The following is a 22,662-nucleotide window of genomic DNA, read 5'->3' on the forward strand; positions in this document are numbered from 1 at the left end:
AGGTCCGGGCCGGTGCGCGGGGACGGGCGGCGGGTCAGCCGACGACCGTCCAGGTGTCGTTGCCGGTGAGCAGCGTCGTCAGATCGCCCTTGCCGCGCTGGTCGACCGCGGTGTCGAGCTGGTCGGTCATGAGGGTGTCGTAGACCGGGCGGTCGATGTCGCGGAAGACGCCGATGGGCGTCTGGTGGAGCGTGTCGGGATCGGCCAGGCGGGAGAGCGCGAACGCGGTCGTGGGGCTCGCCGCGTGCGCGTCGTGGACCAGGATCCGCGCCTCGTTCTCCGGCGTGACGGCGACGACCTCCAGGTCGCCGGTGGCCTGGTCGCGCACCACTCCCTTGTGGCCGTCGGCGCCGAATCGGATCGGCCGTCCGTGTTCGAGGCGGATGACCGCCTCCTGGGCCTGCTCCTGGTCCTTGAGGACCTCGAATGCCCCGTCGTTGAAGATGTTGCAGTTCTGGTAGATCTCGATCAGGGCGGTGCCCTGGTGGTCGGCCGCCTGGCGCAGTACCTCGGTGAGGTGCTTGCGGTCGGAGTCGACGGTTCGGGCGACGAACGAGGCTTCGGCGCCGAGCGCGAGCGAGACCGGGTTGAAGGGGGCGTCGAGCGAGCCCATCGGCGTGGACTTGGTGATCTTGCCGAGTTCCGAGGTGGGCGAGTACTGGCCCTTGGTCAGACCGTAGATCCGGTTGTTGAACAGCAGGATCTTGAGGTTGACGTTGCGGCGCAGGGCGTGGATCAGGTGGTTGCCGCCGATCGACAGGGCGTCCCCGTCGCCGGTGACGACCCAGACGGACAGGTCGCGGCGGGAGGTGGCCAGGCCGGTGGCGATGGCGGGGGCACGGCCGTGGATGGAGTGCATCCCGTACGTGTTCATGTAGTAGGGGAAGCGGGAGGAGCAGCCGATGCCCGAGACGAAGACGATGTTCTCCTTCGCCAGCCCCAGCTCGGGCATGAAGCCCTGCACGGCGGCCAGCACGGCGTAGTCACCGCAGCCCGGACACCAGCGGACCTCCTGGTCCGACTTGAAGTCCTTCATCGACTGCTTGGCCGGGGCCTTCGGCACCAGCGACAGCAGCGACGGGGTCGGCGCGTCGGTCACGTCAGTCATTGATGGCCTCCTTGAGAACCGTCGCGAGCTGTTCCGCCTTGAAGGGCATCCCGTTGACCTGGTTGTACGACTGGGCGTCGACCAGGTACTTCGCCCGGATCAAGGTGGCCAGCTGTCCGAGGTTCATCTCCGGCACCACTACCTTGTCAAAACGCGCCAGGACGTCACCGAGATTCCTCGGGAACGGGTTGAGGTGGCGCAGGTGCGTCTGGGCGACGGGCAGTCCGGCGGCACGCAGCCGGCGGACTGCGGCGGTGATGGGGCCGTAGGTGGAGCCCCAGCCCAGGACGAGCGTGCGCGCCCCGTCCGGGTCGTCGACCTCGACGTCCGGGACGGTGATCCCGTCGATCTTGGCCTGGCGGGTGCGGACCATGAAGTCGTGGTTGGCCGGGTCGTAAGAGATGTTGCCCGAGCCGTCGTGCTTCTCGATGCCGCCGATGCGGTGTTCGAGGCCGGGGGTGCCGGGAACCGCCCAGGGGCGGGCCAGGGTTTCCGGGTCCCGCTTGTACGGCCAGAACACCTCGGTGCCGTCGGCGAGGGTGTGGTTCGGTGCGGTGGCGAACCGGGTGCGCAGGTCGGGCAGGTCGGCGACCTCCGGGATCCGCCAGGGCTCGGAACCGTTGGCGAGGTAGCCGTCGGAGAGCAGGAACACGGGGGTGCGGTAGGTCAGCGCGATCCGCGCGGCGTCCAGAGCGGCGTCGAAACAGTCCGCCGGGGTGCGCGGGGCGACGATCGGCACCGGGGCCTCGCCGTTGCGCCCGTACATCGCCTGGAGCAGGTCGGCCTGCTCCGTCTTGGTGGGCAGGCCCGTGGAGGGGCCGCCGCGCTGGATGTCCACGATCAGCAGCGGCAGCTCCAGCGACACCGCCAGGCCGATGGTCTCGGACTTGAGGGCGACACCGGGGCCGGAGGTGGTGGTGACCGCCAGGGCGCCGCCGAAGGCCGCGCCGAGGGCCGCGCCGATGCCCGCGATCTCGTCCTCGGCCTGGAAGGTCCGCACGCCGAAGTTCTTGTGCTTGCTCAGCTCGTGCAGGATGTCCGAGGCCGGCGTGATCGGGTACGAGCCCAGGTAGAGCGGGAGATCGGCCTGCTGGCCTGCGGCGATGAGACCGTAGGCGAGGGCCAGGTTCCCGGAGATGTTGCGGTAGGTGCCGGTCGGGAAGGCGCGGGTGGCGGGGGCCACCTCGTAGGAGACCGCGAAGTCCTCGGTCGTCTCCCCGAAGTTCCAGCCCGCCCGGAAGGCCGTCACGTTCGCCTCGGCGATGTCCGGCTTCTTCGCGAACTTGCTCCGCAGGAACGCCTCGGTGCCCTCCGTCGGCCGGTGGTACATCCACGACAGCAGGCCCAGCGCGAACATGTTCTTGCTCCGCTCGGCCTCCTTCCGCGACAGCCCGAAATCCTTGAGCGCCTCCACCGTCAGCGTCGTGAGCGGCACCGGGTGGATGTTGTACGCCGAAAGGGAACCGTCCTCCAGCGGGGAGGTCTCGTAGCCCACCTTCGCCATCGGACGCTTGGTGAATTCATCCGTATTGATGATGATCTCGGCGCCGCGCGGCACATCGGCGATGTTCGCCTTCAACGCCGCCGGATTCATCGCCACCAGCACGTTCGGCGCGTCCCCGGGCGTCAGGATGTCGTGGTCCGCGAAGTGCAGCTGGAACGACGAGACACCCGGAAGAGTGCCGGCAGGCGCCCTGATCTCGGCCGGGAAGTTCGGCAGTGTGGAAAGGTCGTTCCCGAACGACGCCGTCTCCGAAGTGAAGCGGTCACCGGTGAGCTGCATCCCGTCACCCGAGTCCCCCGCGAACCGGATGATCACACGGTCGAGACGGCGGATCTCCTTGCCGCCACCGGCTGGTCGCGGTGGCGTGCGCTGCTCCCCGACGACGGACTCACCGGCCCCGTCGGCCTGCTCGGCTGGGCTACTGACCTGGCTGGTCACTGAACTGGACCTCCTTCGAGGCGGGCGTTCGCTCCCAAGGTCAACCCTACGTCCGTCAGGTCGCTCGTCCCTGGGTCGCCCGTATTCTGGACCGTCGTTTCGCAGACGGTCTGTCTGACAGACGCCGTGCCATACGCGAATATGCCGCACCGTCGGCGGTGCCGCCCTGGAGACCGGCTGGTGCGTCGGTGTCGACGCCCCGGCCCGCCCCGCCTGAAAGAGTGTCAGTCGATCAGGACCTCAGGTAGGTGAGAACGGCCAGTACGCGCCGGTGATCCCCGTCACTGGGGGACAGGCCGAGCTTCATGAAGATGTTCCCGACGTGCTTCTCCACCGCCCCGTCGCTCACCACGAGCTGCTTGGCCACCGCCGAATTGGTGCGCCCCTCGGCCATCAGCCCCAGCACCTCGCGCTCGCGCGGTGTCAGACCCGCGAGCACGTCCTGCTTGCGGCTGCGTCCGAGCAGCTGGGCGACCACCTCGGGATCCAGGGCGGTGCCGCCGCGGGCCACGCGCACCACGGCGTCCAGGAATTCGCGCACCTCGGCCACCCGGTCCTTCAACAGATACCCCACCCCGGTAGTGGAACCGGCCAGGAGTTCGGTGGCGTACTGCTCCTCCACGTACTGCGACAGCACCAGGACGCCCATCCCCGGGTGGTCGCGGCGCAGCCGCACCGCGGCCCGGATCCCCTCGTCGGTGTGCGTCGGCGGCATCCGCACATCGGCGACCACCACATCCGGCAGCGCATCCTCGGCGTCCAGCTCCGCCACCGTCTTGACCAGGGCCTCAGCGTCCCCGACGCCCGCTACGACGTCATGCCCCCGGTCGGTCAGCAGCCGGGTCAGGCCCTCGCGCAACAGCACTGAATCCTCGGCGATGACCACCCGCACCCTGTCTTCCACGACTCAGCAGCTCCCGCGTCCACTCGTACGCCGGAACCCCGTTGATCACCGGCTGGGCCAAGCATCCCAGCCCGATGGCCCGGAACAGGGGAGTCCGGGCCAACTGGGGTGCACCGCGGCCCCGCGCTACGCGCGCCAGGGCACCTCGGCGGTCACGGTGGTGCCGCCGCCGGCGGGGGAGTCGACGGCCAGCGCCCCGTCCACCGCGTCCAACCGTCCGGCGAGCCCGGCGAGCCCCGTCCCCGCCCGCGCGTCCGCGCCGCCCCGGCCGTCATCGGTCACCTGGAGCAGCAGCCGGTCCCCCGACCGCCATACGTCGACGCTCGCGGTACGGGCCCGGGCGTGCTTGCTGACGTTCTGGAGCAGCTCGGAGACCGTGAAGTACGCGATCCCCTCCACCGAGGCCGACGGCCGCTCCGGCAGCTCCACCGCCACCTTCACCGGCACCGCGCACCGCGAGGCCACCGACGACAGCGCCGCGTCCAGGCCCCGGTCGGTGAGCACGGCCGGATGGATCCCGCGCGCGAGGTCCCGCAGCTCCCGGAGGGCGGTCTTCACCTCGCCGTGCGCCTCGTCCACCATCCGGGCGGCGCTCCGCGGGTCCTCGGCCAGCTTCTCCTTGGCCAGGCCCAGGTCCATGGCCAGCGCCACCAGGCGGGCCTGGGCCCCGTCGTGCAGGTCCCGCTCGATGCGGCGCAGGTCGGCGGCGGCCGTGTCGACGACCGCCCCGCGGTCGGACTCCAGCTCGCTGACGCGGCTGTCCAGCCGGGACGGGCCGAGGAGGGAGGTCACCAGGACACGGTCGACGGTGGTCAGGGCGCGGATCACCCACGGGGTGGCGAGGGTGAGGGCGAGACCGGCCGCGGCGGTGGCGGCGATGGCCGCGGGGGAGTCCAAGTAGAAGGCGTAGCCGTCGTTCTGGAAGACGATGAGCCCGGGCTGGTCGGCGAAGGCCGGGAAGGCCCAGAAGTACAGGGGGTAGAGCAGCAGGGCCCAGCCGCACACCCAGAACACCAGTGCCAGGGTGAAACCGAACACCGCCCAGGGGAAGTGGAGCACCGGGTACAGAACGTGCCGCCAGGCGCTCCCGCTCTTGAGCACGGCCCCCATGGCGGGGAACGCCCCGGGCTTGCGGGCCCGGATCGGCGCGGGTTCCCCGACCCTCCCGCCCAGCAGCCCCCGCACCCGGGCCCGCTCCACCCGCCCGAATCCCCGGCCCATCGCGAGCACCCCGGCCAGCAGGGGAACCCCGAGGAACGTGACGAGCAGCCCGGCGCCGATGGCCAGCCCGGCGACGGTGAGCCCGAAGTACAGCAGCCCCAGCGGGAACCCGGTGATCAGATACCCGAACTCCCTCCAGGTCCGCCCCGCGAAGGGCCCCCGCACCACTCGCCACACCCCGTTGCCGTGAGCCATGTCCCCACCCCTTCGCGTCTTGCGGATACCCCTCCACCCTGCCGCCGCCCCCACCCCCGATCCATCCGGCCCGTGGGCCTCCCGCCCGGGGGGTTAACCCCACCCCGACGACCGTTTGAGGCGCGGCGCCCGCCAACTCCAGCCCCGCCGACGTTGTGCGGCGCGGGGTCCGGTAAATCCGGGCCCGTCGGCGCCACCTAAGGCTCCGCCGGGGCCACCCCAGGCCTCGTCGGCGTTTCGAAGCGCGGGTCCGGTAAATCCAGCCCCGCCGGCGTTTGAGGCGCGGGGTCCGGGGCGGAGCCCCGGGAAGCCCGGCGCAGCCGGGGCCGCCTCGCGCAACGGCGCCGCACCCGTGTCCCCGGGGGCGGAGCCCCCAGAGGCCCGGCGCAGCAGGGGCCGGGGCCAGGGGCCGGGGCCTACGCCTCGCGGTCACGCCACGGCAGCTCCGCCGTCACCACGGTCCCCCCGCCCGGCGGCGAATCCACCACGAACACCCCGTCCACCGCCCCCACCCGCTCGGCGAGCCCCGCCAACCCCGACCCACCCCCGGCCACGGCCCCCGCTCCGCCGCGCCCGTCGTCCGACACCCGCAGCAACAGCCGCCGCCGCCCCGCATCCCGCCGGCCCCCGGCCCGCCACACCTCCACGCGCGCGCCCCTCGCCCCCGCGTGCTTGCTCACGTTCTGCAGCAGCTCCGACACCACGAAGTACGCGATCCCCTCGATCGCCGCAGCCGGCCGCCCCGGAAGGTCCACCGCCACCTCCACCGGCACCAGACACCGCGACGCGACCGACGACAGCGCCGCGTCCAGCCCCCGGTCCGTCAGCACCGCCGGATGGATCCCGCGCGCGAGGTCCCGCAGCTCCTGGAGGGCGACCTTCACTTCCCCGTGCGCCTCGTCCACCATCGCCGCCGCCGCGCCCGGGTCCTCCAGCAGCTTCTCCTTCGCCAGGCCCAGCCCCTTGGCCAGCGCCACCAGCCGCGCCTGCGCCCCGTCGTGCAAGTCCCGCTCGATCCGCCGCAGGTCCGCGGCCGCCGTGTCCACGACCACCCCCCGCCCGGACTCCAGCTCCGCGATCCGCCGCTCCAGCCCGTCGGACGGCGACAGCAGGCCCCGTACCATCGCCCGATCCGCATTGGCCAGGCCGCGCACCAGCCACGGCAGCACCGGCCACAGCACGAACAGCCCGACCAGCGCGATACTGAAAGTAAGCAGTCCCCACGGCAGCCGGACCAGCGCGTACAGCACGGTCCGCCAGGCCACCGGATCCTTGATGCCCGTCCACAGCCAGGGGAAGAACCCCCCGGACCGCTCCGGCCCCGGCATCGGTGTCGGCTCGTCCACCCGTACACCGAGCAGCGCCCGCGCCCGCGCGCGCTCCGGTTTTCCCAGCTGCCGCGCCCCCCACAGCCCGCACGCGAGCAACGGCAGTCCGATCACGGTCACGGACAGCGCACCTGTCGCCGCAACCATGACAACCGTGTAAACAAAACCGATCAACGCCACCGGCAGATTGCTCAGCAGGTAGGCGATCTCCTTCCACGTCGAGGCGTCGAAGGCGCCCCGGACACGGGGAGGGCGGTCGTCATCGCGGGTGCGGCTGCTGGCGTTCATGCGCCACAGCCTGCCAACTGCGCACCGCCGGTGCCATGGGGTGGCCCGCCCGCAGTGAACGGGGGATAACCCCACCCGCTGTGGCCCAGGCTCTAGACTCCCGTGCGTACCAGATCATCCAGATCGTCGACAGTGGCCGAGGAGCGAGGAACGGACGTGCCCGACCCAACGGTATCGACCGTAAACGTGCTCGCGGCGGACTACTTCCGAAGCTATTCGGTCGTCGGCCTGCTCGCCGTACTCGGCGTGCTCTTCGTCGCCGTGGCCTTCGGCGCCGGCCGCCTGCTGCGGCCCGTGGTCCCCACCCCCGAAAAGCTGCTGACGTACGAATGCGGCGTGGACCCCGTGGGCGAGGGCTGGGCGCACACCCAGGTCCGCTACTACGTCTACGCCTTCCTCTACGTCATCTTCGCCGTCGACTCGATCTTCCTCTTCCCGTGGGCGACGGTCTTCGCCGCCGCCGGTTACGGCGCCACGACGCTCGTGGAAATGTTCGTCTTCCTGGGCTTCCTGGCCGTCGGCCTGCTCTACGCGTACAAGAAGGGCGTCCTCGAATGGACGTGACACCCGCCCCGACACCGGCCGTTGCACCGGCCGCGACCGTCCCCGAGCTCCTCCCGGAGCCGAAGAGGCTGGGCGTGCTCTCCCGGCTGGCCCCCGAACCCATGAAGGTGGTCCTCAACTGGGGCCGCCGGTACAGCCTGTGGGTCTTCAACTTCGGCCTGGCCTGCTGTGCGATCGAGTTCATCGCCGCGTCGATGGCCCGGCACGACTTCATCCGGCTCGGCGTCATCCCGTTCGCGCCCGGCCCGCGCCAAGCGGACCTGATGATCGTCTCCGGGACCGTCACGGACAAGATGGCCCCGGCGGTCAAGCGCCTCTACGAGCAGATGCCGGAGCCGAAGTACGTCATCTCCTTCGGCGCCTGCTCCAACTGCGGGGGCCCCTACTGGGACTCGTACGCGGTGACGAAGGGCGTCGACCAGATCATCCCCGTCGACGTCTACGTCCCCGGCTGCCCGCCGCGCCCCGAGGCGCTGCTCCAGGGCATCCTCAAGCTCCAGGAGAAGATCGCCAGGGAGTCGCTCGCCGACCGCTACGCCACCGCCGGATCGTCGGTCGCGCAGCTCACCAGCGGCCTGGTCGCGCCGCCCGCCGCCGAGGGGGCGGGGAAGTGAACCTCTACGACACCCTGCCCGACGCCGCGCCGACGGTCTTCGGTGCCGAGGCCGTGGGCTCGTTCGCGTACGACGTCCTCACGGTCGACGTGCCCGTCGGGTCCTGGATCCCCGCGCTGGAGATGGCCCGCGACAAGCTGGGCTGCACCTACTTCGACTGGCTGAGCGCGGTGGACGAGCCGGGCACCGGCTTCCGGGTCTGCGCGCACGTCGTATCGCTGGAGAACCACCGGGTACGCCGCCTGCTCCTCCGTACGACGGTCCCGCACTCGGCGCCTTCCCTCCCCTCCGCGGTCGCGATCTACGCGGGCGCGGAGTGGCACGAGCGGGAGACCTTCGAGATGTTCGGGGTGACCTTCACCGACCACCCGCACCTGGTGCCGCTGCTGCTGCCCGAGAACTTCGAGGGGCACCCGCTGCGCAAGGACTTCGTCCTGGCGGCGCGCGTGGCCAAGGCGTGGCCGGGCGCCAAGGAGCCGGGCGAGGCGCACGACCCTGACGCTCCGAAGCGGCGGCAGATGCTGCCGCCGGGCGTGCCCGACCCGAACGACTGGGGCCCGCTCAAGGGCCAGCTCCCCCCGGCCCCGACCCGCCCGGCCCGCGCCCCACGCCGCCCCGCCGAAGGCACCCCGGAACGCCCGGCCCGCCGTACCCGCTCGGTCTCGGAGGGCTCGGCCAGCCAGGCCGCCCCGGTGGAAGCCACCCCGCCCGCCGAGCAGGCGCCCGCGCCGGGGGAGGTCGCGCCGCAGGCCCCGGCCCCGCGCCCGGCCCGCCGTACCCGCTCGGTCTCGGAGGGCTCGGCCAGCCAGGCCACCCCGGTGGAAGCCACCCCGCCCGCCGAGCAGGCGCCCGCGCCGGGGGCAGCAACCCCCACCGCGAAACCGCCGGCCAGGCGAGACGCTCCGTGGCACGATCCGAAGCCCGCCTTCGACGACCCGGCCCCGCCGAAGCCCGCGGCAGGCGACCCGGCCGACGACACCACCACCCCCGACGACCACGATGGAGGCGACGCGTGAACGACGCACTCGACGTCGCCCTGCGCCTGGTCCTGGTCTTCGCCGTCTTCCTCGTGCTCCCGCTCGTCGTCGGCCAGACCGAACACAAGGTCATGGCCCACATGCAGGGCCGCCTCGGCCCCATGTACGCCGGCGGCTTCCACGGCTGGGCCCAGCTCGTCGCGGACGGCGTGAAGTTCGCGCAGAAGGAAGACGTCGTCCCGGCCAACGCCGACCGCCGCATCTTCCAGCTCGCCCCCGCCGTCGCGCTGCTGCCGTACCTCCTCGTCCTCATCGTGATCCCCCTCGGCCCCGGCAAGGGCGCCGTCGGCCAGGTCATCGACGCCGGACTCTTCTTCGCGCTCGCCGTCATGGGCGTCGGCGTACTCGGCAGCCTGATGGCCGGCTGGGCCTCCGCCAACAAGTTCTCCCTGCTCGGCGGCCTGCGCACCGCCGCCCAGCTCCTCGCGTACGAGCTGCCCATGCTGCTCGCGGCGGCCTCGGTCGCCATGGCCGCCGGGACCGTGTCCCTGCCCGGCATCCTGGAGTCGTTCCAGTGGTGGTGGCTGCCCTGGCAGATCGTCGGCGCCGTCGTCTTCTTCACCGCCGGCCTCGCCGAACTCCAGCGGCCCCCCTTCGACATGCCCGTCGCCGACTCCGAGATCATCTTCGGCGCGTACACCGAGTACACCGGCCTGCGCTTCGCACTGTTCCTGCTCGCCGAGTACGCCGGCATCGTCGTCCTCTGCGCCCTGACCACCGTCCTCTTCCTCGGCGGGTGGCACGGCCCCTTCGGCGCCGACGGCCTCGGCTGGGTCTGGACCCTCCTCAAGGTCGCGATCCTCGCCTTCGTGGTGATCTGGCTCCGTGTGAGCTACCCGCGGCTGCGCGAGGACCAGCTCCAGAAGCTCGCCTGGACCGTGCTCATCCCCCTCGCGCTCGCCCAGATCGCGCTCACCGGCATCGTGAAGGTGGCGATCCAGTAATGCCCCCCATCCCCGGTTCCGGCCTCGCCAAGGGGCTGGCCGTCACCCTGCGCACGATGACGAAGCGCTCGCACACCGCCCAGTACCCCGACGTGCAGCCCGAGCTCCCGCCCCGCAGCCGCGGGGTCATCGGCCTGTTCGAGGAGAACTGCACGGTCTGCATGCTGTGCGCCCGTGAGTGCCCCGACTGGTGCATCTACATCGACTCCCACAAGGAGACGGTGCCGGCCGCCGCCCCCGGCGGCCGCGAGCGCAGCCGTAACGTCCTCGACCGCTTCGCCATCGACTTCTCCCTCTGCATGTACTGCGGCATCTGCATCGAGGTGTGCCCCTTCGACGCCCTGTTCTGGTCGCCGGAGTTCGAGTACGCGGAGACGGACATCCTGGAACTCACCCACGAGCGCGACAAGCTCCGCGAGTGGATGTGGACCGTGCCGGCCCCGCCCGCCCTGGACCCGGCCGCCGAGGAGCCGAAGGAAGTCGCCGCCGCCCGCAAGGCGGTGGAGAAGGCCGAAGCGGCTGCCGCTGCCGCCGCCGCTGCCGCCGCCGCAGCAGCCGCCGAGCCGACCACCACCGAGCCCGCCGACGGGCCCGCCGCCGACAGCACGCCGGAGGCAGACGCGTGAGCCCCGCCGTCCTCACCCTGGCCGCGACGACGGGACCGGGTTTCCTGTCCCCGACCGGCGTCGAGATCGCCTTCGCCCTCGTCGGCCTCGCCACCCTCGGCGCGGCCGCCATCACCGTCACGACCAAGCAGCTCGTGCACGCCGCCCTCTGGCTGGTCGTCGCGCTCGGCGGGATCGCCGTCGAGTACCTGCTGCTGACCGCCGAGTTCATCGCCTGGGTCCAGGTGCTGATCTACCTCGGTTCCGTGGTCGTCCTCCTCCTCTTCGGGCTGATGCTCACCAAAGCCCCCATCGGCCCCTCCCCGGACGCCGACTCCGGCAACCGCCCGATCGCGCTGGGCGTCGCCGTGGTCGCTGCCGCCGCGCTGGTGTGGGTCGTGGTCGACGCCTTCCGCACCACCTGGATCGACCTCGACGGGCCCGTCCAAGGCTCCACCAAGGTCTCCGGCGAGATCCTCTTCCGGCACTGGGTGCTGCCCTTCGAGGCGCTCTCCGTCCTCCTCCTCGCCGCCCTGATCGGTGCCATCGTGCTCTCCCACAGGACCGACCCGGCCGACCCCGACCCGGCCGCCCCCGGCGCCACCGGCCTCAACGCCCGCGCCACAGCCGCCCGCCCCACAGCCCCCCGCCCCACAGACAAGGGGCCGCGCTGATGCACCTCGCCTACCCCGCCGTGCTCGCGGCGCTGCTGTTCTGCACGGGCCTGTACGGAGTACTCGCCCGCCGCAACGCCATCCTGGTCCTGATGTCCGTCGAGCTGATGCTCAACGCCGTCAACCTCAACCTGGTGGCCTTCGACGTCTGGCTGCGCGACACCCTCCACGCCGGACAGGCCCTCACCCTCTTCACCATCGCCATCGCCGCCGCCGAGATCGGCATCGGTCTCGCGATCGTGCTGATGGTGTACCGCAACCGGGGCACCTCGGACATCGACCGTCTGCGCGACACAGCCGAGGGCCACGAGCCGCCCCCGGCCGCCCCCGACTCCTCCACCGCCGCGAACCAGCAGAGCGAGGTCACCGCGTGAGCACCACGACCCTCGCGGTCCTCGTCCCCCTCCTCCCCTTCCTGAGCGCCGTCGCCGGGCTCCTCCTCGGCCGCCGCGCCCCCGGATTCGTCCGGCCGCTTGCCGTGCTGCCGACGCTGGGCGCCGCCGTACTGGCCGTGCTCGTCGCCGTCCGCCACGGCGGCGGCAAGGCGATCGACACCGCCACCGAGCTCACCCCGACCGGCTCCGTGCCGATCGAGCTCTCCCTCCACCTCGACGGCTTCGCCGTACTGGTCGCCGTCCTCGTAGGGGTCGTCGCCACCTGCGTGCAGATCTACTCGACGGCCTACCTGCGCGACGACCCGCGCTACCCGTCGTACGCCGCTCTGGTCTCCCTGTTCACCTCCGCCATGCTGCTCGTCGTCTACTCCGGCGACCTGATGGTCCTGCTGGTCGGCTGGGAGGTCATGGGCATCTGCTCGTACTTCCTGGTCGGCCACTACTGGGAGACCGAGGCGGCCCGCTCCGCCTCCCTCAAGGCCTTCCTCGTCACCAAGCTCGGCGACGTGCCCTTCCTCATCGGCCTGTTCGCCCTCGCCGCCGACGCCGGCTCCTTCCGGATCACCAAGGTCCTGGGCGCCGTCGCCTCCGGCGGCCTGAGCCACCCGACGCTGATCGCGCTGCTCCTGCTGGCCGGAGTCGCGGGCAAGTCCGCCCAGTTCCCGCTGCACACCTGGCTCCCCGACGCCATGGCCGGCCCCACCCCGGTCTCCGCCCTGATCCACGCGGCGACGATGGTCGCCGCCGGCGTCTACTTCATCGCCCGCCTCCTGCCCGTCTTCGCGGCCTCCCGTGCCGCGCTGGTGGTCATGGCCGTCATGGCGGCCGTCACGATGGTCGGCTCCGCCCTCGCCGCCCTGGCGCAGGACGACATCAAGCGCGTCCTCGCCTACTCCACCGTCGGGCAGCTCGGCTACATGACCGGCGCCCTGGCCGTCGGCGACCGCGGAGCCGCCGTCTTCCACCTCCTGTCCCACGGCGTCTTCAAGGCGCTCCTCTTCCTCGGCGCGGGCGTCATCATCCACGCCGCCGGTACGAACTCCCTGGCCGCCATGTCCCGCATGGACGGCCTGGCCAAGCGCATCCCCGACGCCTTCTGGCCCATGACGATCGCGCTCCTCGCGCTCGCCGCGATCCCGCCCTTCGCCGGCTTCTTCTCCAAGGAAGCCGTCCTCGTCGCCGCCGAACACACCGCCGGCGGCCACTCCGACTTCGCGCCCAGCGCCGCCGGCTGGGTCGTGCTGGTCTCCGGTGTGCTGACCGCCCTGCTCACCGCCGCCTACGCCACCCGCCTGTGGCTGATGGCCTTCCGCGGCCGGGGCGCCGCCGCCCCCGACCACGGCAGGGAACCCGTCGCCATGACCGGCGTGCTGTGGCTGCTGGCGATCCCGTCGATCGGCTTCGGCCTCGCCGCCGGACCGATCGCCGACTGGTTCGACGGCCGGCCGCTCACCCCGACCGTGACGACGTCCCTCCTCGGTACGGGCGCCGCACTGATCGGAGCCCTGCTCACCTACGGCCTGTGGCAGCGCGCCACCGCCAGGGCCGCCGCCGGAGTCCCCTCGGCCGCGTCCGCGGTGCCCGCCGCCGCCACCGCCGCGGAGTCGGCCGCCGAGACCCCCGAGGTCGCAGAGGTCACCCACGACCACCCGGCCGTGCCCGCCGGTCCCGCCCCCGACCCCGGCAAGGCCCTCCTCGGCCCGCTCCACCGCCACGCCGCCGACGGCTTCCACCTCGACGCCGTCTACGACCGGCTCTTCGTCCGCCCCGTCCGCGGCGCCGCGAGCCTCGTCCGCTTCCTCGACCGCGAGGTGGTGGACACGTACGTCACCGGCGCGGGCACCGGCCCCCGGCTGCTCGGCCTCCTCGTACGCCGCGCCCAGACCGGCAACGTGCAGAGCTACCTGAGCGCCCTGCTCGCCGGCGCCGTGGTCCTGGCCATCGCCACCGCCGTCATCGCCAACGTCAACGCCGGATCGTGAGCCGAGAGCCAGCCGTGATTGATATCAGCCCGTCCGTGATGCAGTTCCTTCTGGCGTTCATCGTGGCCGCACCGCTCCTCGGCGCCGTCGCGGCCCTGCTGCCCGCCCCGCCCGGGCTCAAGGGCAAGAGCCCCGAACAGGCCGTGCTGCGCCACGGCGTGACCGTGACCGGAGTGATCCTCGCCGCGGCGATCGCCCTCGCCGTGGGCTTCGACCAGGACACCCCGTCCCGCTTCCAGGCGACGACGGACATCAGCTGGATCCAGGCGCTGAACGTCCGGATCCACCTCGGCGTCGACGGCATCTCGCTCCCCCTCCTCCTGATGACCGCGCTGCTGTTCTTCCTGTGCGCGCTGTACAGCTACTTCAAGCTCCCCGACGGCCCCTCCCCGAAGGCCTTCGTCGCACTGCTCCTCGTCCTGGAGTCCGGCACCCTCGCGACCTTCGCCGTCCTCGACCTGCTGCTGTTCTTCCTCGCCTTCGAGATGGTCCTCATCCCGATGTACTTCCTCATCGCCCGCTGGGGCGGCGCTCAGCGGCAGGCCGCCGCCTGGAAGTTCATCCTCTACACCCTCCTCGGATCCGTGGTCATGCTGCTCGGTCTGCTGCTGATCGGACTGAACAGCGGCACGTTCGACATGGTGGCACTCGCCTCTGACAACGGGCGGGGACTGACCCACACCACCCAGCTGCTGGCGGTGCTCGCCATCGGCATCGGCCTCGCCGTGAAGACCCCGATGTGGCCGCTGCACAGCTGGCTGCCGGACGCCCACACCGCCGCGCCCACCGTCGGCTCCGTCCTCCTGGCAGGCGTGCTGCTCAAGATGGGCACGTACGGGTTCGTGCGCATCCTGCTCCCCGTCACCCCCGACGGCATGCACACCTTCGCCCCTTACCTCGGGGCGTTCGCCGCCGTCGGCATCGTCTACGGGTCCCTCGCCTGCCTCGCGCTGACGCGCAAGGGCAACAAGGGCGACCTCAAGCGCCTCATCGCGTACTCCTCCGTAGGCCACATGGGCTTCGTGCTCCTCGGCATCGCGTCCATGACCCCCACCGGCGTCAACGGCGCGCTCTTCGCCAACATCGCCCACGGGCTGATCACCGGCCTGCTCTTCTTCCTGGTCGGCGCGCTCAAGGACCGCTACGGCACAGCCGATCTCGACACCCTCGCCGGGGCCACCGGCGCCGCCCTGTACGGCCGCGCCCCCCGCCTCGGCGCGCTGCTCGCCTTCGCCGCCGTCGCCTCCCTCGGCCTGCCCGGCCTGGCCGGCTTCTGGGGAGAGATGCTGGCCCTGTTCGGCGCGTTCGACCCGGGTGCGGGCCTGTCCCGGCCGGCCTTCCTCACGTACATGGCCGTCGGCGCCTTCGGCACCCTGCTCACCGCCGCATACCTTCTGATCGTCGTACGGCGGGTGTGCATGGGTGACCCGAAGGAAGGCCCCGAAATCGCCCTCGCCGACGTCCAGCACTACGAGTTCGCCGCCTGGACCCCGCTCGTCGCCCTCACCGTCCTCGCCGGCCTGTGGCCCGCCGTCCTCCTCGGCCTCACCGACCCGGCCGTCCAGAAGCTCCTCGCAGGAGGCAACTCATGACGGTCCTGTCCGTCGCGGCCGCCACGGCCCCCGGCCCGGCCGCGCCCAGCCTCGTCCAGTCCGTCGACTGGCTCGCGATCACGCCCGTCGTGATCCCCGCCGCCGTCGCCCTGGTCGTACTGGTCGCCGACCTCTTCACGGCGCAGAAGCACAAGCCGCTCCTCGGCTGGCTGTCCGTGGCAGGACTCGCCGCCGCGACCGCCACCCTGCTGCCCCTGCGCGCCGGCGACCGCGCCACCTTCTGCCTCACCGGCGACCCCGCCGCGTGCAGCTACACCGCCGACCACTTCGCGCTGGTCGTCCAGTTCCTCGTCCTGGCCGGCGCCCTCGTCACGGCCCTGCTGTCGGTCACCGCCGTGCACGAGACGCGCATGCCCGCCGGCGAATACTGGTTCCTGCTGCTCTCCTCCTCCGCCGGCGCGGCCCTGCTGCCCGCCGCCCGCGACCTCGCCACCCTCATCGTCGCCCTCGAAGTCGCCTCGCTGCCCGCCTTCGCCCTCGTCGGCATGCGCCGCGGCGACCGGCTCTCCTCCGAGGCCGCCCTCAAGTTCTTCCTGTCCTCCGTCACCGCCACCGCCGTATCGCTGCTGGGCGTCAGCTTCGTCTACGCCGCCACCGGCTCCCTGCACCTCACCCAGGTCGCCGACCGCCTCGAAGACGTTCCCGCGCAGCTCGACACCCTCGCCATGGCGGGCGTCGCCCTCACCCTCGTCGGCTTCGCCTTCAAGACGGCCGCCGTCCCCTTCCACTTCTGGGTCCCCGACACCTACGTCGGCGCGCCCCTGCCCATCGCCGGCTACCTCTCGGTGATCGGCAAGGCCGTCGGCTTCACCGGCCTGATCCTCGTCACCGTCATCGCCTTCCCGGCCTACTCCGACATCTGGGGCCCGGCGCTGGCCGTCCTCGCCGCCCTCACCATGACCGTCGGCAACGTCGCCGCCCTGCGCCAGGCCCCCGACCGCCCGAACAGCGCCGTACGGCTGCTCGCCTGGTCCTCCGTCGGACAGGCCGGCTACCTGCTCGTGCCGATCGCCGCCGCCGCGTACGCCGAGCGCGACGAGATCGGCTCCACCGTCGCCTACGCGCTCATGTACGGCGCCGTGAACCTCGGCGCCTTCGCCGTGGCCGCGCTGGTGGCCCGCACGAAGCCGCTGCACCGGATCGACGACTACCGCGGCCTGTACGCCGAGCGCCCGCTCACCGCCCTGACGCTGGCCTTCTTCCTGCTCTGCCTGGCCGGGCTGCCGCCGGGCATCATCGGCCTGTTCGCCAAGGTCACCGTGTTCCGGACCGCGGTGGACGCGGGCCTGGGGTGGCTGGCCGTGGTCATGGCCGTCAACGTGGTCGTCGCCCTGTACTACTACCTGCGCTGGACGGCCCTGCTCTTCCGTCCGGCGGCCACCGGGGAACCGAAGGAAGCCGCCGCCGCCCCGGCGCCCTGGCCCGTCACCGTCGCGATCCTGCTCACCGGGGTCACCGCCCTGATCCTCTCGGGGGCGCCGCAGCTCGTGCTGCGCTTCGCGTCGGGCAGCCTGTTCCCGCAGTAGCCCGCCCGTTCCGCCGGTAGCCCGGGCCCGCCCGTTCCGCCGGTAGCCCGGGCCCGCCGTGGCCCGGCGGCCGGCGCTCGCGCGGCAACCCGTACGGAGCAACGCCCCAGGCCACCCCCGCCCGCCCGCCGAGGCGGTCCGCGGGTGCGGCCCGGGAACCTGGCGCGTTCACCTCGCGTTGACCAGGAAAGGAGGGTCCACTGGACCGCAAGACCCTCCGTTCCACAGATCCTGGACGGGTTCCCCCTGCCGCACCATTTGGAGGGCGTACCGTGCACCGCCGGCACAACGGGCTGAAGACCGCCGTACTCCTCGGCGGGCTGTCGGCACTCATCATCGTCATCGGAAGTTTCTTCGGGCGGGGCGGCCTGATCGTCTCCGTCCTCGTCGCGCTCGGGACGAACGCGTACGCGTACTGGAACAGCGACAAGCTGGCTCTACGCGCGATGCGCGCCCGCCCCGTCAGCGAGTTCGAGGCCCCCGCCCTCTACCGCATGGTGCGCGAGCTCTCCACCTCCGCGCGCCAGCCGATGCCCCGGCTCTACATCTCGCCCACCGAAGCCCCCAACGCCTTCGCCACCGGCCGCAACCCGCGCAACGCCGCCGTGTGCTGCACGGAGGGCATCCTGCGCATCCTCGACGAGCGCGAGCTGCGGGGCGTCATCGGGCACGAACTGAGCCACGTCTACAACCGGGACATCCTCATCTCCTCGGTCGCCGGAGCCCTCGCCTCCGTGATCATGTTCCTGGTGAACTTCGCCTGGCTGATCCCGGTCGGCCGCTCCAGTGACGACGAGGGGCCCGGCATCCTCGGCATGCTGCTGATCATGATCCTCGGCCCGCTGGCCGCCTCCGTGATCCAGCTCGCCATCAGCCGTTCGCGCGAATACGAGGCCGATGCCTCCGGCGCCCAGCTGACCGGCGACCCGTTGGCCCTGGCCAGCGCCCTGCGCAAGCTCGACGCGGGAACCAAGCAACTCCCGCTGCCGCCCGAGCCCCGACTGGAGACGGCGAGCCACATGATGATCGCCAACCCCTTCCGTCCCGGCGAGGGACTGTCCAAGATGTTCTCGACGCACCCCCCGATGGCCGAGCGCATCGCCCGGCTCGAACAGATGGCAGGCCGGACCCAGTGAAGACCATCCTGAACGTCATTTGGCTCGTACTCAGCGGCATCTGGCTGTTCCTGGGCTACTGCCTCGCGGGCCTGATCCTCTGCGTCACGATCATCGGCATCCCCTTCGGGATCGCCGCCTTCCGCATCGCGCTGTACGCCCTGTGGCCCTTCGGCTACACCACCGTCGAGCGCCGCGACGCGGGCGCCGCCTCCTGCGTGGGCAATGTGCTCTGGCTCGTCCTGGCGGGCTGGTGGCTGGCCATCAGCCACATCGTCACGGGCCTCGCCCTGTGCGTCACGATCATCGGCATTCCCTTCGGCATCGCCAACTTCAAGATGGTGCCGCTCTCCCTGCTCCCCCTGGGCCGCGAGATCGTCCCGACGGACGCCCCCTTCGCCTCCCGGTGAGCCGCTCCGCCGCGTGGTTTTCCACAGGCCGGGGCAATTGTCAGCGGGGTCGTGCACGATGAAGGCATGGACGAGACGAAGCAGTTGCCACAGCAAGTTCCACACCGTCGACCCAACTCCGGGCGGGCGTACGGAAGCCGCTCAACAGGCGCACCGGAAGCCGGTGCCAGGGCCCGTGCCCACCGCATAGCCGGCCGCCCCCGACCGCGCCCGCCGCCCTGCGCGCCCACGACCTGACCCGTCCTCAACTGGTCTGCCTGCGCCGCCCCGGCACACCATGGACCACCGCGCCCGACACCGGTACCGCCACCACGGCCTGTTCCTTGACACCTGAACACAGAACCCGCGCGCAGGTGTTCGCGATCGCGATCCAGGACGGAGTCGCCCCCGTGTCCGGCCGCTAGGTGACGCTGCGGGGCCGCGGGAGGGGCGGGAGCGGCGGGCGCTGCTTCTCCCACCCGTCGAGGGCGGTCAGGCAGGCGTGGTCCAGATGCCGCAGCCCGCTGCGGTCGAGCCGCACCGGCCGGCCCGGCGGCAGACCGTCCAGGGAGTCCAGCAGCTTGGGAAGCCGCAGGAAGCTGGCGGTCCCGACCATCCGCACGCACAGCACCTCCCCCTCCGCCTCCCAGACCTCCTCGATGTGCACCTGGGAGGTCTCCCAGGCCGCCTTGGCGACAGCCAGGCCCAGGCCGACCAGCACGCCCTCGAAGAGATTGGTCGCCACGATCGCGCCGGCCGTCGCCACCAGGACCACCGCCTCGCCCCGGTGGGTCCGCCACAGGGCGGCGACCGCCTTGGCCGGGAGCAGCTTCCACCCCGCGTGCAGCAGCACCCCGGCGAGCGCGGCCAGCGGCACCGCCTCCAGTGCCCGGGGGAAGGCGACGGCGAACAGCAGGAGCCAGCCGCCGTGCAGCACCCGGGACGCCCGGGTCCGCGCCCCGGCCTCCACATTGGCGGAGCTGCGTACGATCACGGCCGTCATCGGCAGCGCGCCGAGCAGCCCGCAGGTCAGGTTCCCCACGCCCTGGCCCACCAGTTCCCGGTCGTAGTCGGTGCGGGGCCCGTCATGCATCCGGTCCACCGCGGCCGCACTGAACAGGGTCTCCGCCGAGGCGATCAGCGCGATCGCCACCACCGTCCCGAACGCCCCCACCGAAGCCAGTGCCCCGACGTCTTCCCAGTGGGGCAGCGACACCGCGTCCAGTACGCCCGTCACGCGCACCCGCTCGACCGGCAGCCGAAGCAGCGCGGCCACCGCGGTCGCGGCGGCCACCCCGACCACCGCCCCGGGTACGAGCCGCAGCCGGGCCGGCAGTCGGCGCCACGCCACCAGCACGGCGATGGTCCCGGCCCCGAGCGCCACGGCCACCCAGTCGGCCTGTCCGCCCAACGCGGCGGTCCCGGCCAGCTTGTCCAGGGTCTTCGCCGGGGCTGGGGCGCCGCCCAGGGCGTAGAGCTGCCCGGCGATCAGTACGAGCCCGATGCCGGCCAGCATCCCGTGCACCACGGCGACCGAGATCGCCCGGAACCACCGCCCGAGCCGCAGCAGCCCCATGCCCAGCTGCATCACCCCCGCGGCGGCCACCAGTACCCCGAGCGCGGCCGGGCCGTACGCCTGCACCGCCTCGTAGACCAGTACGGTCAGCCCCGCCGCCGGCCCGCTGACCTGGAGCGAGCTCCCGCGGAACCAGCCGGTCACCAGCCCGCCGACGACCCCGGTCACCATGCCCGTCTCGGCCGGCACCCCGGAGGCCACGGCCACTCCTAGGCACAGTGGTAGCGCGACGAGCGCGACGACGACGGACGCCCCGAGGTCTTCGCGGAACGTGCCGGCCCCGGGCATGCGAGAACCCCCTGTCACAGGTGACGGATGGCACTCAGCGTGACGGGTGCACGGCCCGGCGCCTAGTGACCACCGGGAGCCCCGGCGGAGCACGCGCCGCTCACTCCCGGCGCACCCCACCCGAGCCCCCCGCAGCCCTGCGCACGGCGAGGACGAAACGGCGAGGGCAAACGGCGAGGGCACAACGCGGGCAGCCGTCGAGGCGGTGCTCGGCCCTCGGCGGTGTGCCCCCGTTGTGCCCTGCCGGCTCGCTAGAAGCGCATGCGCAGGTCCAAGACCCGGGTCAGCGGTAGTTCACGAACTGGATCGCGAAGTCCAGGTCCTTGCCCTTGAGGAGCGCCTGGATGGCCTGGAGGTCGTCGCGGCTCTTGGAGCTGACGCGCAGCTCCTCGCCCTGGACCTGTGCCTTGACGCCCTTGGGGCCCTCGTCCCGGATGATCTTCGCGACCTTCTTGGCGTTCTCCTGGGAGATGCCTTCCTCGATCGTCGCGAAGATCTTGTACTCCTTGCCGGACAGCTGCGGCTCGCCGGCGTCCAGCGCCTTGAGCGAGATGCCGCGCTTGACCAGCTTGGTCTCGAAGACGTCGAGGATGGCCTTCACGCGCTCCTCCGAGTTCGCCTCCATGAGGATCTTCTCGCCGGACCAGGCGATCGAGGCGCCCGTGCCCTTGAAGTCGTAGCGCTGCGAAAGCTCCTTGGCGGCCTGGTTGAGGGCGTTGTCGACCTCCTGCCGCTCGACCTTCGAGACGATGTCGAAACTGGAGTCGGCCATGTGCTGTGGCTCCTTGAAATCGGCTGGCTGTGCCCCGTGGGGCCGCGGCCGGACATCCCCGGACCGCTCCGCAAAGCCTAGCCACCACGCCCCCGTGCGGTGCTGATCAATCCGGTGGCGAAGCACCCCCGGGCATCGGGTATTGTTTACGTCGTTGCCACGGAGCGCCGCCGCAAGGCGGAAAAACGGCAACATCCCATGGCGGTGTGGCTCAGCCTACCCAGGTTCGAACCCTGGCGCCGCCACGCGAGTGAGACCCTCGCCCACTACGGAAACGTAGGGGGCGGGGGTTTCTTCGTATGTCCGCGGGCGGGGGCGGCGCGGTTCAAGTACCCCGCCGAGCGGCCGGCGGCGGCTACTTCCGCGGCTACTTCCCCGGCTGCGTCACCGTCAGGTGGTACGTCGTGTCGATGCGGAAGCCGTTCGCCGTGGCGGCGTCGATCTCCAGCACGAACTGGCCCGGCGGCAGCGGGGTGAGGCCGCACCACAGGCCCCAGGCGACTCGCGGAACGCCCAACGCCTGGAAGGTCTTGGAGCTGTACTCGCTCACCGTGAGCGGAGTGCTGTTGAGCGCCGCCGACGCCCGCGCCACGGTCAGTGCCCACGGCTTGGTCACGAACGGCACCGCCCTGCGCTGCGTGTTCAGCACCGGGAAGAACAGCGGACGGCCCGCCGGGATGCTGCACCGCCGCACCACGCGGCCGCCGTACGTGCCCGCGAGGAACCAGAGGTCGTCGGGCTGGCGCCACCCGGCGTTGCGCCCCGTCGTATCGGAGACGGGGCTCTGCTCCTGCGGCGCCGACAGGGCCCACTTCCACCACCGCGCCGCGAGCCGGCCGCCCTGCGCCCCGCCCATGCGCCACCCGCCGTCGCCCATGCCCACCCCGGTGCCTCAAGCGACCGCCCCCTGCAGCCGAACCGCAGTGACCCTATCGGGCGCCCCGGGCGCAACGATCAACGCGTCCCGTCGTTCACGGGGCGTGAATTGGACATCGAATACACGTGGCAAGGTCGGCGGCGGAGTGCTCATCGCCTTGCTCGGCGCGGGGCTCCCGGCCCTGCTCGGAGCAGCCTTGCACCCCCATGTCGGGCAGTCGTACCAGGAGACCCGGCTCTACTTCGGCACCGCGCGGCCCGTCGGCCAGAGCCCGGTCAGCGAGGCGGAGTTCAACCGCTTCATCGACCGCGAGGTGACCCCCGCCTTCCCCGAGGGGCTCACCGTCCAGGACGCCCACGGCCAGTGGCGCGGCAAGGACGGGACGATCGTCCACGAGACGTCGTACGAGGTGGTGCTGCTCTACCCGGAGAAGGAGGCCGACGACCGCAGCGTGCGCATCGAGCGGATCCGCCGGGCGTACGAGCGGCAGTACGAGCAGGACTCCGTCGGCCGCTCCGACGACGAGGTGACGGCGGAGTTCTAGCGGGGGCGGTCCGGCCCGGCGCGGCGCGGGCCGGGCCTCGCTCCGGGGGCCCCGGCCCGGGACCGGATTCCGGCCCGGGGCCGGCGTCCGGGCGGGGCCGGCTTCCGGGCCCCGGCGGGCGGGCCCCGGCTTCCGGGCCCCGGCTTCCGGGCCCCGGCGGG

21 protein-coding genes are annotated in these 22,662 nt (G+C 72.0%); 13 read left to right on the forward strand and 8 right to left on the reverse strand.

Annotated elements, in window-relative coordinates; genetic code table 11:
* Positions 1-34: 34 nt before the first annotated feature.
* The 5 genes from IE207_RS05785 to IE207_RS05805 all read right to left on the reverse strand — a co-directional run bounded on the left by IE207_RS05785 (position 35) and on the right by IE207_RS05805 (position 6,986).
* Positions 35-1,108 (reverse strand): 2-oxoacid:ferredoxin oxidoreductase subunit beta, encoded by a 1,074-nt coding sequence (locus IE207_RS05785; RefSeq protein ID WP_190182962.1) that lies wholly within the window; start codon positions 1,106-1,108, stop codon positions 35-37.
* Positions 1,101-3,050, reverse strand: coding sequence for a 2-oxoacid:acceptor oxidoreductase subunit alpha (locus tag IE207_RS05790; RefSeq protein WP_190182963.1), 1,950 nt, complete (start codon positions 3,048-3,050; stop codon positions 1,101-1,103). The genes IE207_RS05785 and IE207_RS05790 overlap by 8 nt, the downstream gene beginning before the upstream one ends.
* A 232-nt stretch (positions 3,051-3,282) precedes the next feature.
* A complete protein-coding gene (locus IE207_RS05795; RefSeq protein WP_308433572.1) occupies positions 3,283-3,942 on the reverse strand; it encodes a response regulator transcription factor in 660 nt (219 codons plus the stop codon).
* Between the two features lie 138 nt (positions 3,943-4,080).
* A complete protein-coding gene (locus IE207_RS05800; RefSeq protein WP_190182965.1) occupies positions 4,081-5,370 on the reverse strand; it encodes a sensor histidine kinase in 1,290 nt (429 codons plus the stop codon).
* A gap of 416 nt (positions 5,371-5,786) precedes the next feature.
* A complete protein-coding gene (locus IE207_RS05805; RefSeq protein WP_190182966.1) occupies positions 5,787-6,986 on the reverse strand; it encodes a sensor histidine kinase in 1,200 nt (399 codons plus the stop codon).
* Positions 6,987-7,142: 156 nt separating this feature from the next.
* Between IE207_RS05805 and IE207_RS05810 the strand changes: the two genes are divergently transcribed.
* From IE207_RS05810 to IE207_RS05865, 12 genes are all read left to right on the forward strand, one after another.
* Entirely contained in the window at positions 7,143-7,550 is a 408-nt protein-coding gene (locus tag IE207_RS05810; protein ID WP_136213193.1) for an NADH-quinone oxidoreductase subunit A, read from the forward strand.
* Positions 7,541-8,164, forward strand: coding sequence for an NADH-quinone oxidoreductase subunit B (locus IE207_RS05815; RefSeq protein WP_190182967.1), 624 nt, complete (start codon positions 7,541-7,543; stop codon positions 8,162-8,164). The genes IE207_RS05810 and IE207_RS05815 overlap by 10 nt, the downstream gene beginning before the upstream one ends.
* The gene (locus tag IE207_RS05820) at positions 8,161-9,180 is read left to right on the forward strand and encodes an NADH-quinone oxidoreductase subunit C (protein ID WP_229873391.1); all 1,020 of its coding nucleotides are present in this window, start codon (positions 8,161-8,163) and stop codon (positions 9,178-9,180) included. The genes IE207_RS05815 and IE207_RS05820 overlap by 4 nt, the downstream gene beginning before the upstream one ends.
* On the forward strand, positions 9,177-10,145 hold the full coding sequence (locus IE207_RS05825) for a complex I subunit 1/NuoH family protein (RefSeq protein ID WP_190182968.1): 969 nt from the start codon (positions 9,177-9,179) through the stop codon (positions 10,143-10,145). The genes IE207_RS05820 and IE207_RS05825 overlap by 4 nt, the downstream gene beginning before the upstream one ends.
* The gene (locus tag IE207_RS05830; protein ID WP_190182969.1) at positions 10,145-10,771 is read left to right on the forward strand and encodes a NuoI/complex I 23 kDa subunit family protein; all 627 of its coding nucleotides are present in this window, start codon (positions 10,145-10,147) and stop codon (positions 10,769-10,771) included. The genes IE207_RS05825 and IE207_RS05830 overlap by 1 nt, the downstream gene beginning before the upstream one ends.
* Positions 10,768-11,424: an NADH-quinone oxidoreductase subunit J family protein gene (locus IE207_RS05835; protein WP_190182970.1), complete on the forward strand. Its 657-nt coding sequence runs from the start codon at positions 10,768-10,770 to the stop codon at positions 11,422-11,424. The genes IE207_RS05830 and IE207_RS05835 overlap by 4 nt, the downstream gene beginning before the upstream one ends.
* Positions 11,424-11,798, forward strand: a complete 375-nt coding sequence (nuoK, locus tag IE207_RS05840; RefSeq protein ID WP_190182971.1) for an NADH-quinone oxidoreductase subunit NuoK — start codon at positions 11,424-11,426, stop codon at positions 11,796-11,798. The genes IE207_RS05835 and nuoK overlap by 1 nt, the downstream gene beginning before the upstream one ends.
* The gene (locus IE207_RS05845) at positions 11,795-13,801 is read left to right on the forward strand and encodes an NADH-quinone oxidoreductase subunit 5 family protein (RefSeq protein WP_190182972.1); all 2,007 of its coding nucleotides are present in this window, start codon (positions 11,795-11,797) and stop codon (positions 13,799-13,801) included. The genes nuoK and IE207_RS05845 overlap by 4 nt, the downstream gene beginning before the upstream one ends.
* A 38-nt stretch (positions 13,802-13,839) precedes the next feature.
* Positions 13,840-15,393, forward strand: a complete 1,554-nt coding sequence (locus IE207_RS05850) for a complex I subunit 4 family protein (RefSeq protein ID WP_190183587.1) — start codon at positions 13,840-13,842, stop codon at positions 15,391-15,393.
* Positions 15,390-16,940 carry an NADH-quinone oxidoreductase subunit N gene (locus tag IE207_RS05855; protein WP_190182973.1) on the forward strand — a complete coding sequence of 517 codons (1,551 nt, stop codon included), beginning with the start codon at positions 15,390-15,392 and terminating at the stop codon, positions 16,938-16,940. The genes IE207_RS05850 and IE207_RS05855 overlap by 4 nt, the downstream gene beginning before the upstream one ends.
* A 272-nt stretch (positions 16,941-17,212) precedes the next feature.
* The gene (htpX, locus tag IE207_RS05860) at positions 17,213-18,076 is read left to right on the forward strand and encodes a zinc metalloprotease HtpX (RefSeq protein ID WP_190182974.1); all 864 of its coding nucleotides are present in this window, start codon (positions 17,213-17,215) and stop codon (positions 18,074-18,076) included.
* The gene (locus IE207_RS05865) at positions 18,073-18,465 is read left to right on the forward strand and encodes a YccF domain-containing protein (protein ID WP_190182975.1); all 393 of its coding nucleotides are present in this window, start codon (positions 18,073-18,075) and stop codon (positions 18,463-18,465) included. The genes htpX and IE207_RS05865 overlap by 4 nt, the downstream gene beginning before the upstream one ends.
* A gap of 400 nt (positions 18,466-18,865) precedes the next feature.
* Here the strand turns inward: IE207_RS05865 and IE207_RS05870 are convergent, their stop codons facing one another.
* From IE207_RS05870 to IE207_RS05880, 3 genes are all read right to left on the reverse strand, one after another.
* Entirely contained in the window at positions 18,866-20,308 is a 1,443-nt protein-coding gene (locus IE207_RS05870) for a SulP family inorganic anion transporter (RefSeq protein ID WP_190182976.1), read from the reverse strand.
* Between the two features lie 283 nt (positions 20,309-20,591).
* Positions 20,592-21,080, reverse strand: a complete 489-nt coding sequence (locus tag IE207_RS05875; protein ID WP_136213204.1) for a YajQ family cyclic di-GMP-binding protein — start codon at positions 21,078-21,080, stop codon at positions 20,592-20,594.
* A gap of 367 nt (positions 21,081-21,447) precedes the next feature.
* On the reverse strand, positions 21,448-21,957 hold the full coding sequence (locus IE207_RS05880; protein WP_190182977.1) for a hypothetical protein: 510 nt from the start codon (positions 21,955-21,957) through the stop codon (positions 21,448-21,450).
* Positions 21,958-22,102: 145 nt separating this feature from the next.
* Here IE207_RS05880 and IE207_RS05885 point away from each other — a divergent pair, with 145 nt between their 5' ends.
* Positions 22,103-22,501, forward strand: a complete 399-nt coding sequence (locus tag IE207_RS05885; RefSeq protein ID WP_229873393.1) for a DUF3574 domain-containing protein — start codon at positions 22,103-22,105, stop codon at positions 22,499-22,501.
* Positions 22,502-22,662: the final 161 nt, after the last annotated feature.

Origin of the sequence: Streptomyces cirratus, from assembly GCF_014650775.1 — a bacterium.
Taxonomy (GTDB): domain Bacteria; phylum Actinomycetota; class Actinomycetes; order Streptomycetales; family Streptomycetaceae; genus Streptomyces; species Streptomyces cirratus.

Coding starts and splice junctions, on each gene's coding strand:
- IE207_RS05830 (WP_190182969.1), top strand. CDS start 10,145: ATGCCCCCCATCCCCGGTTCCGGCCTCGCCAAGGGGCTGGCCGTCACC.
- IE207_RS05850 (WP_190183587.1), top strand. CDS start 13,840: ATGCAGTTCCTTCTGGCGTTCATCGTGGCCGCACCGCTCCTCGGCGCC.
- IE207_RS05815 (WP_190182967.1), top strand. CDS start 7,541: ATGGACGTGACACCCGCCCCGACACCGGCCGTTGCACCGGCCGCGACC.
- IE207_RS05800 (WP_190182965.1), bottom strand. CDS start 5,370: ATGGCTCACGGCAACGGGGTGTGGCGAGTGGTGCGGGGGCCCTTCGCG.
- IE207_RS05785 (WP_190182962.1), bottom strand. CDS start 1,108: ATGACTGACGTGACCGACGCGCCGACCCCGTCGCTGCTGTCGCTGGTG.
- IE207_RS05880 (WP_190182977.1), bottom strand. CDS start 21,957: ATGGGCGACGGCGGGTGGCGCATGGGCGGGGCGCAGGGCGGCCGGCTC.
- IE207_RS05805 (WP_190182966.1), bottom strand. CDS start 6,986: ATGAACGCCAGCAGCCGCACCCGCGATGACGACCGCCCTCCCCGTGTC.
- IE207_RS05870 (WP_190182976.1), bottom strand. CDS start 20,308: ATGCCCGGGGCCGGCACGTTCCGCGAAGACCTCGGGGCGTCCGTCGTC.
- IE207_RS05855 (WP_190182973.1), top strand. CDS start 15,390: ATGACGGTCCTGTCCGTCGCGGCCGCCACGGCCCCCGGCCCGGCCGCG.
- IE207_RS05875 (WP_136213204.1), bottom strand. CDS start 21,080: ATGGCCGACTCCAGTTTCGACATCGTCTCGAAGGTCGAGCGGCAGGAG.
- nuoK (WP_190182971.1), top strand. CDS start 11,424: ATGCACCTCGCCTACCCCGCCGTGCTCGCGGCGCTGCTGTTCTGCACG.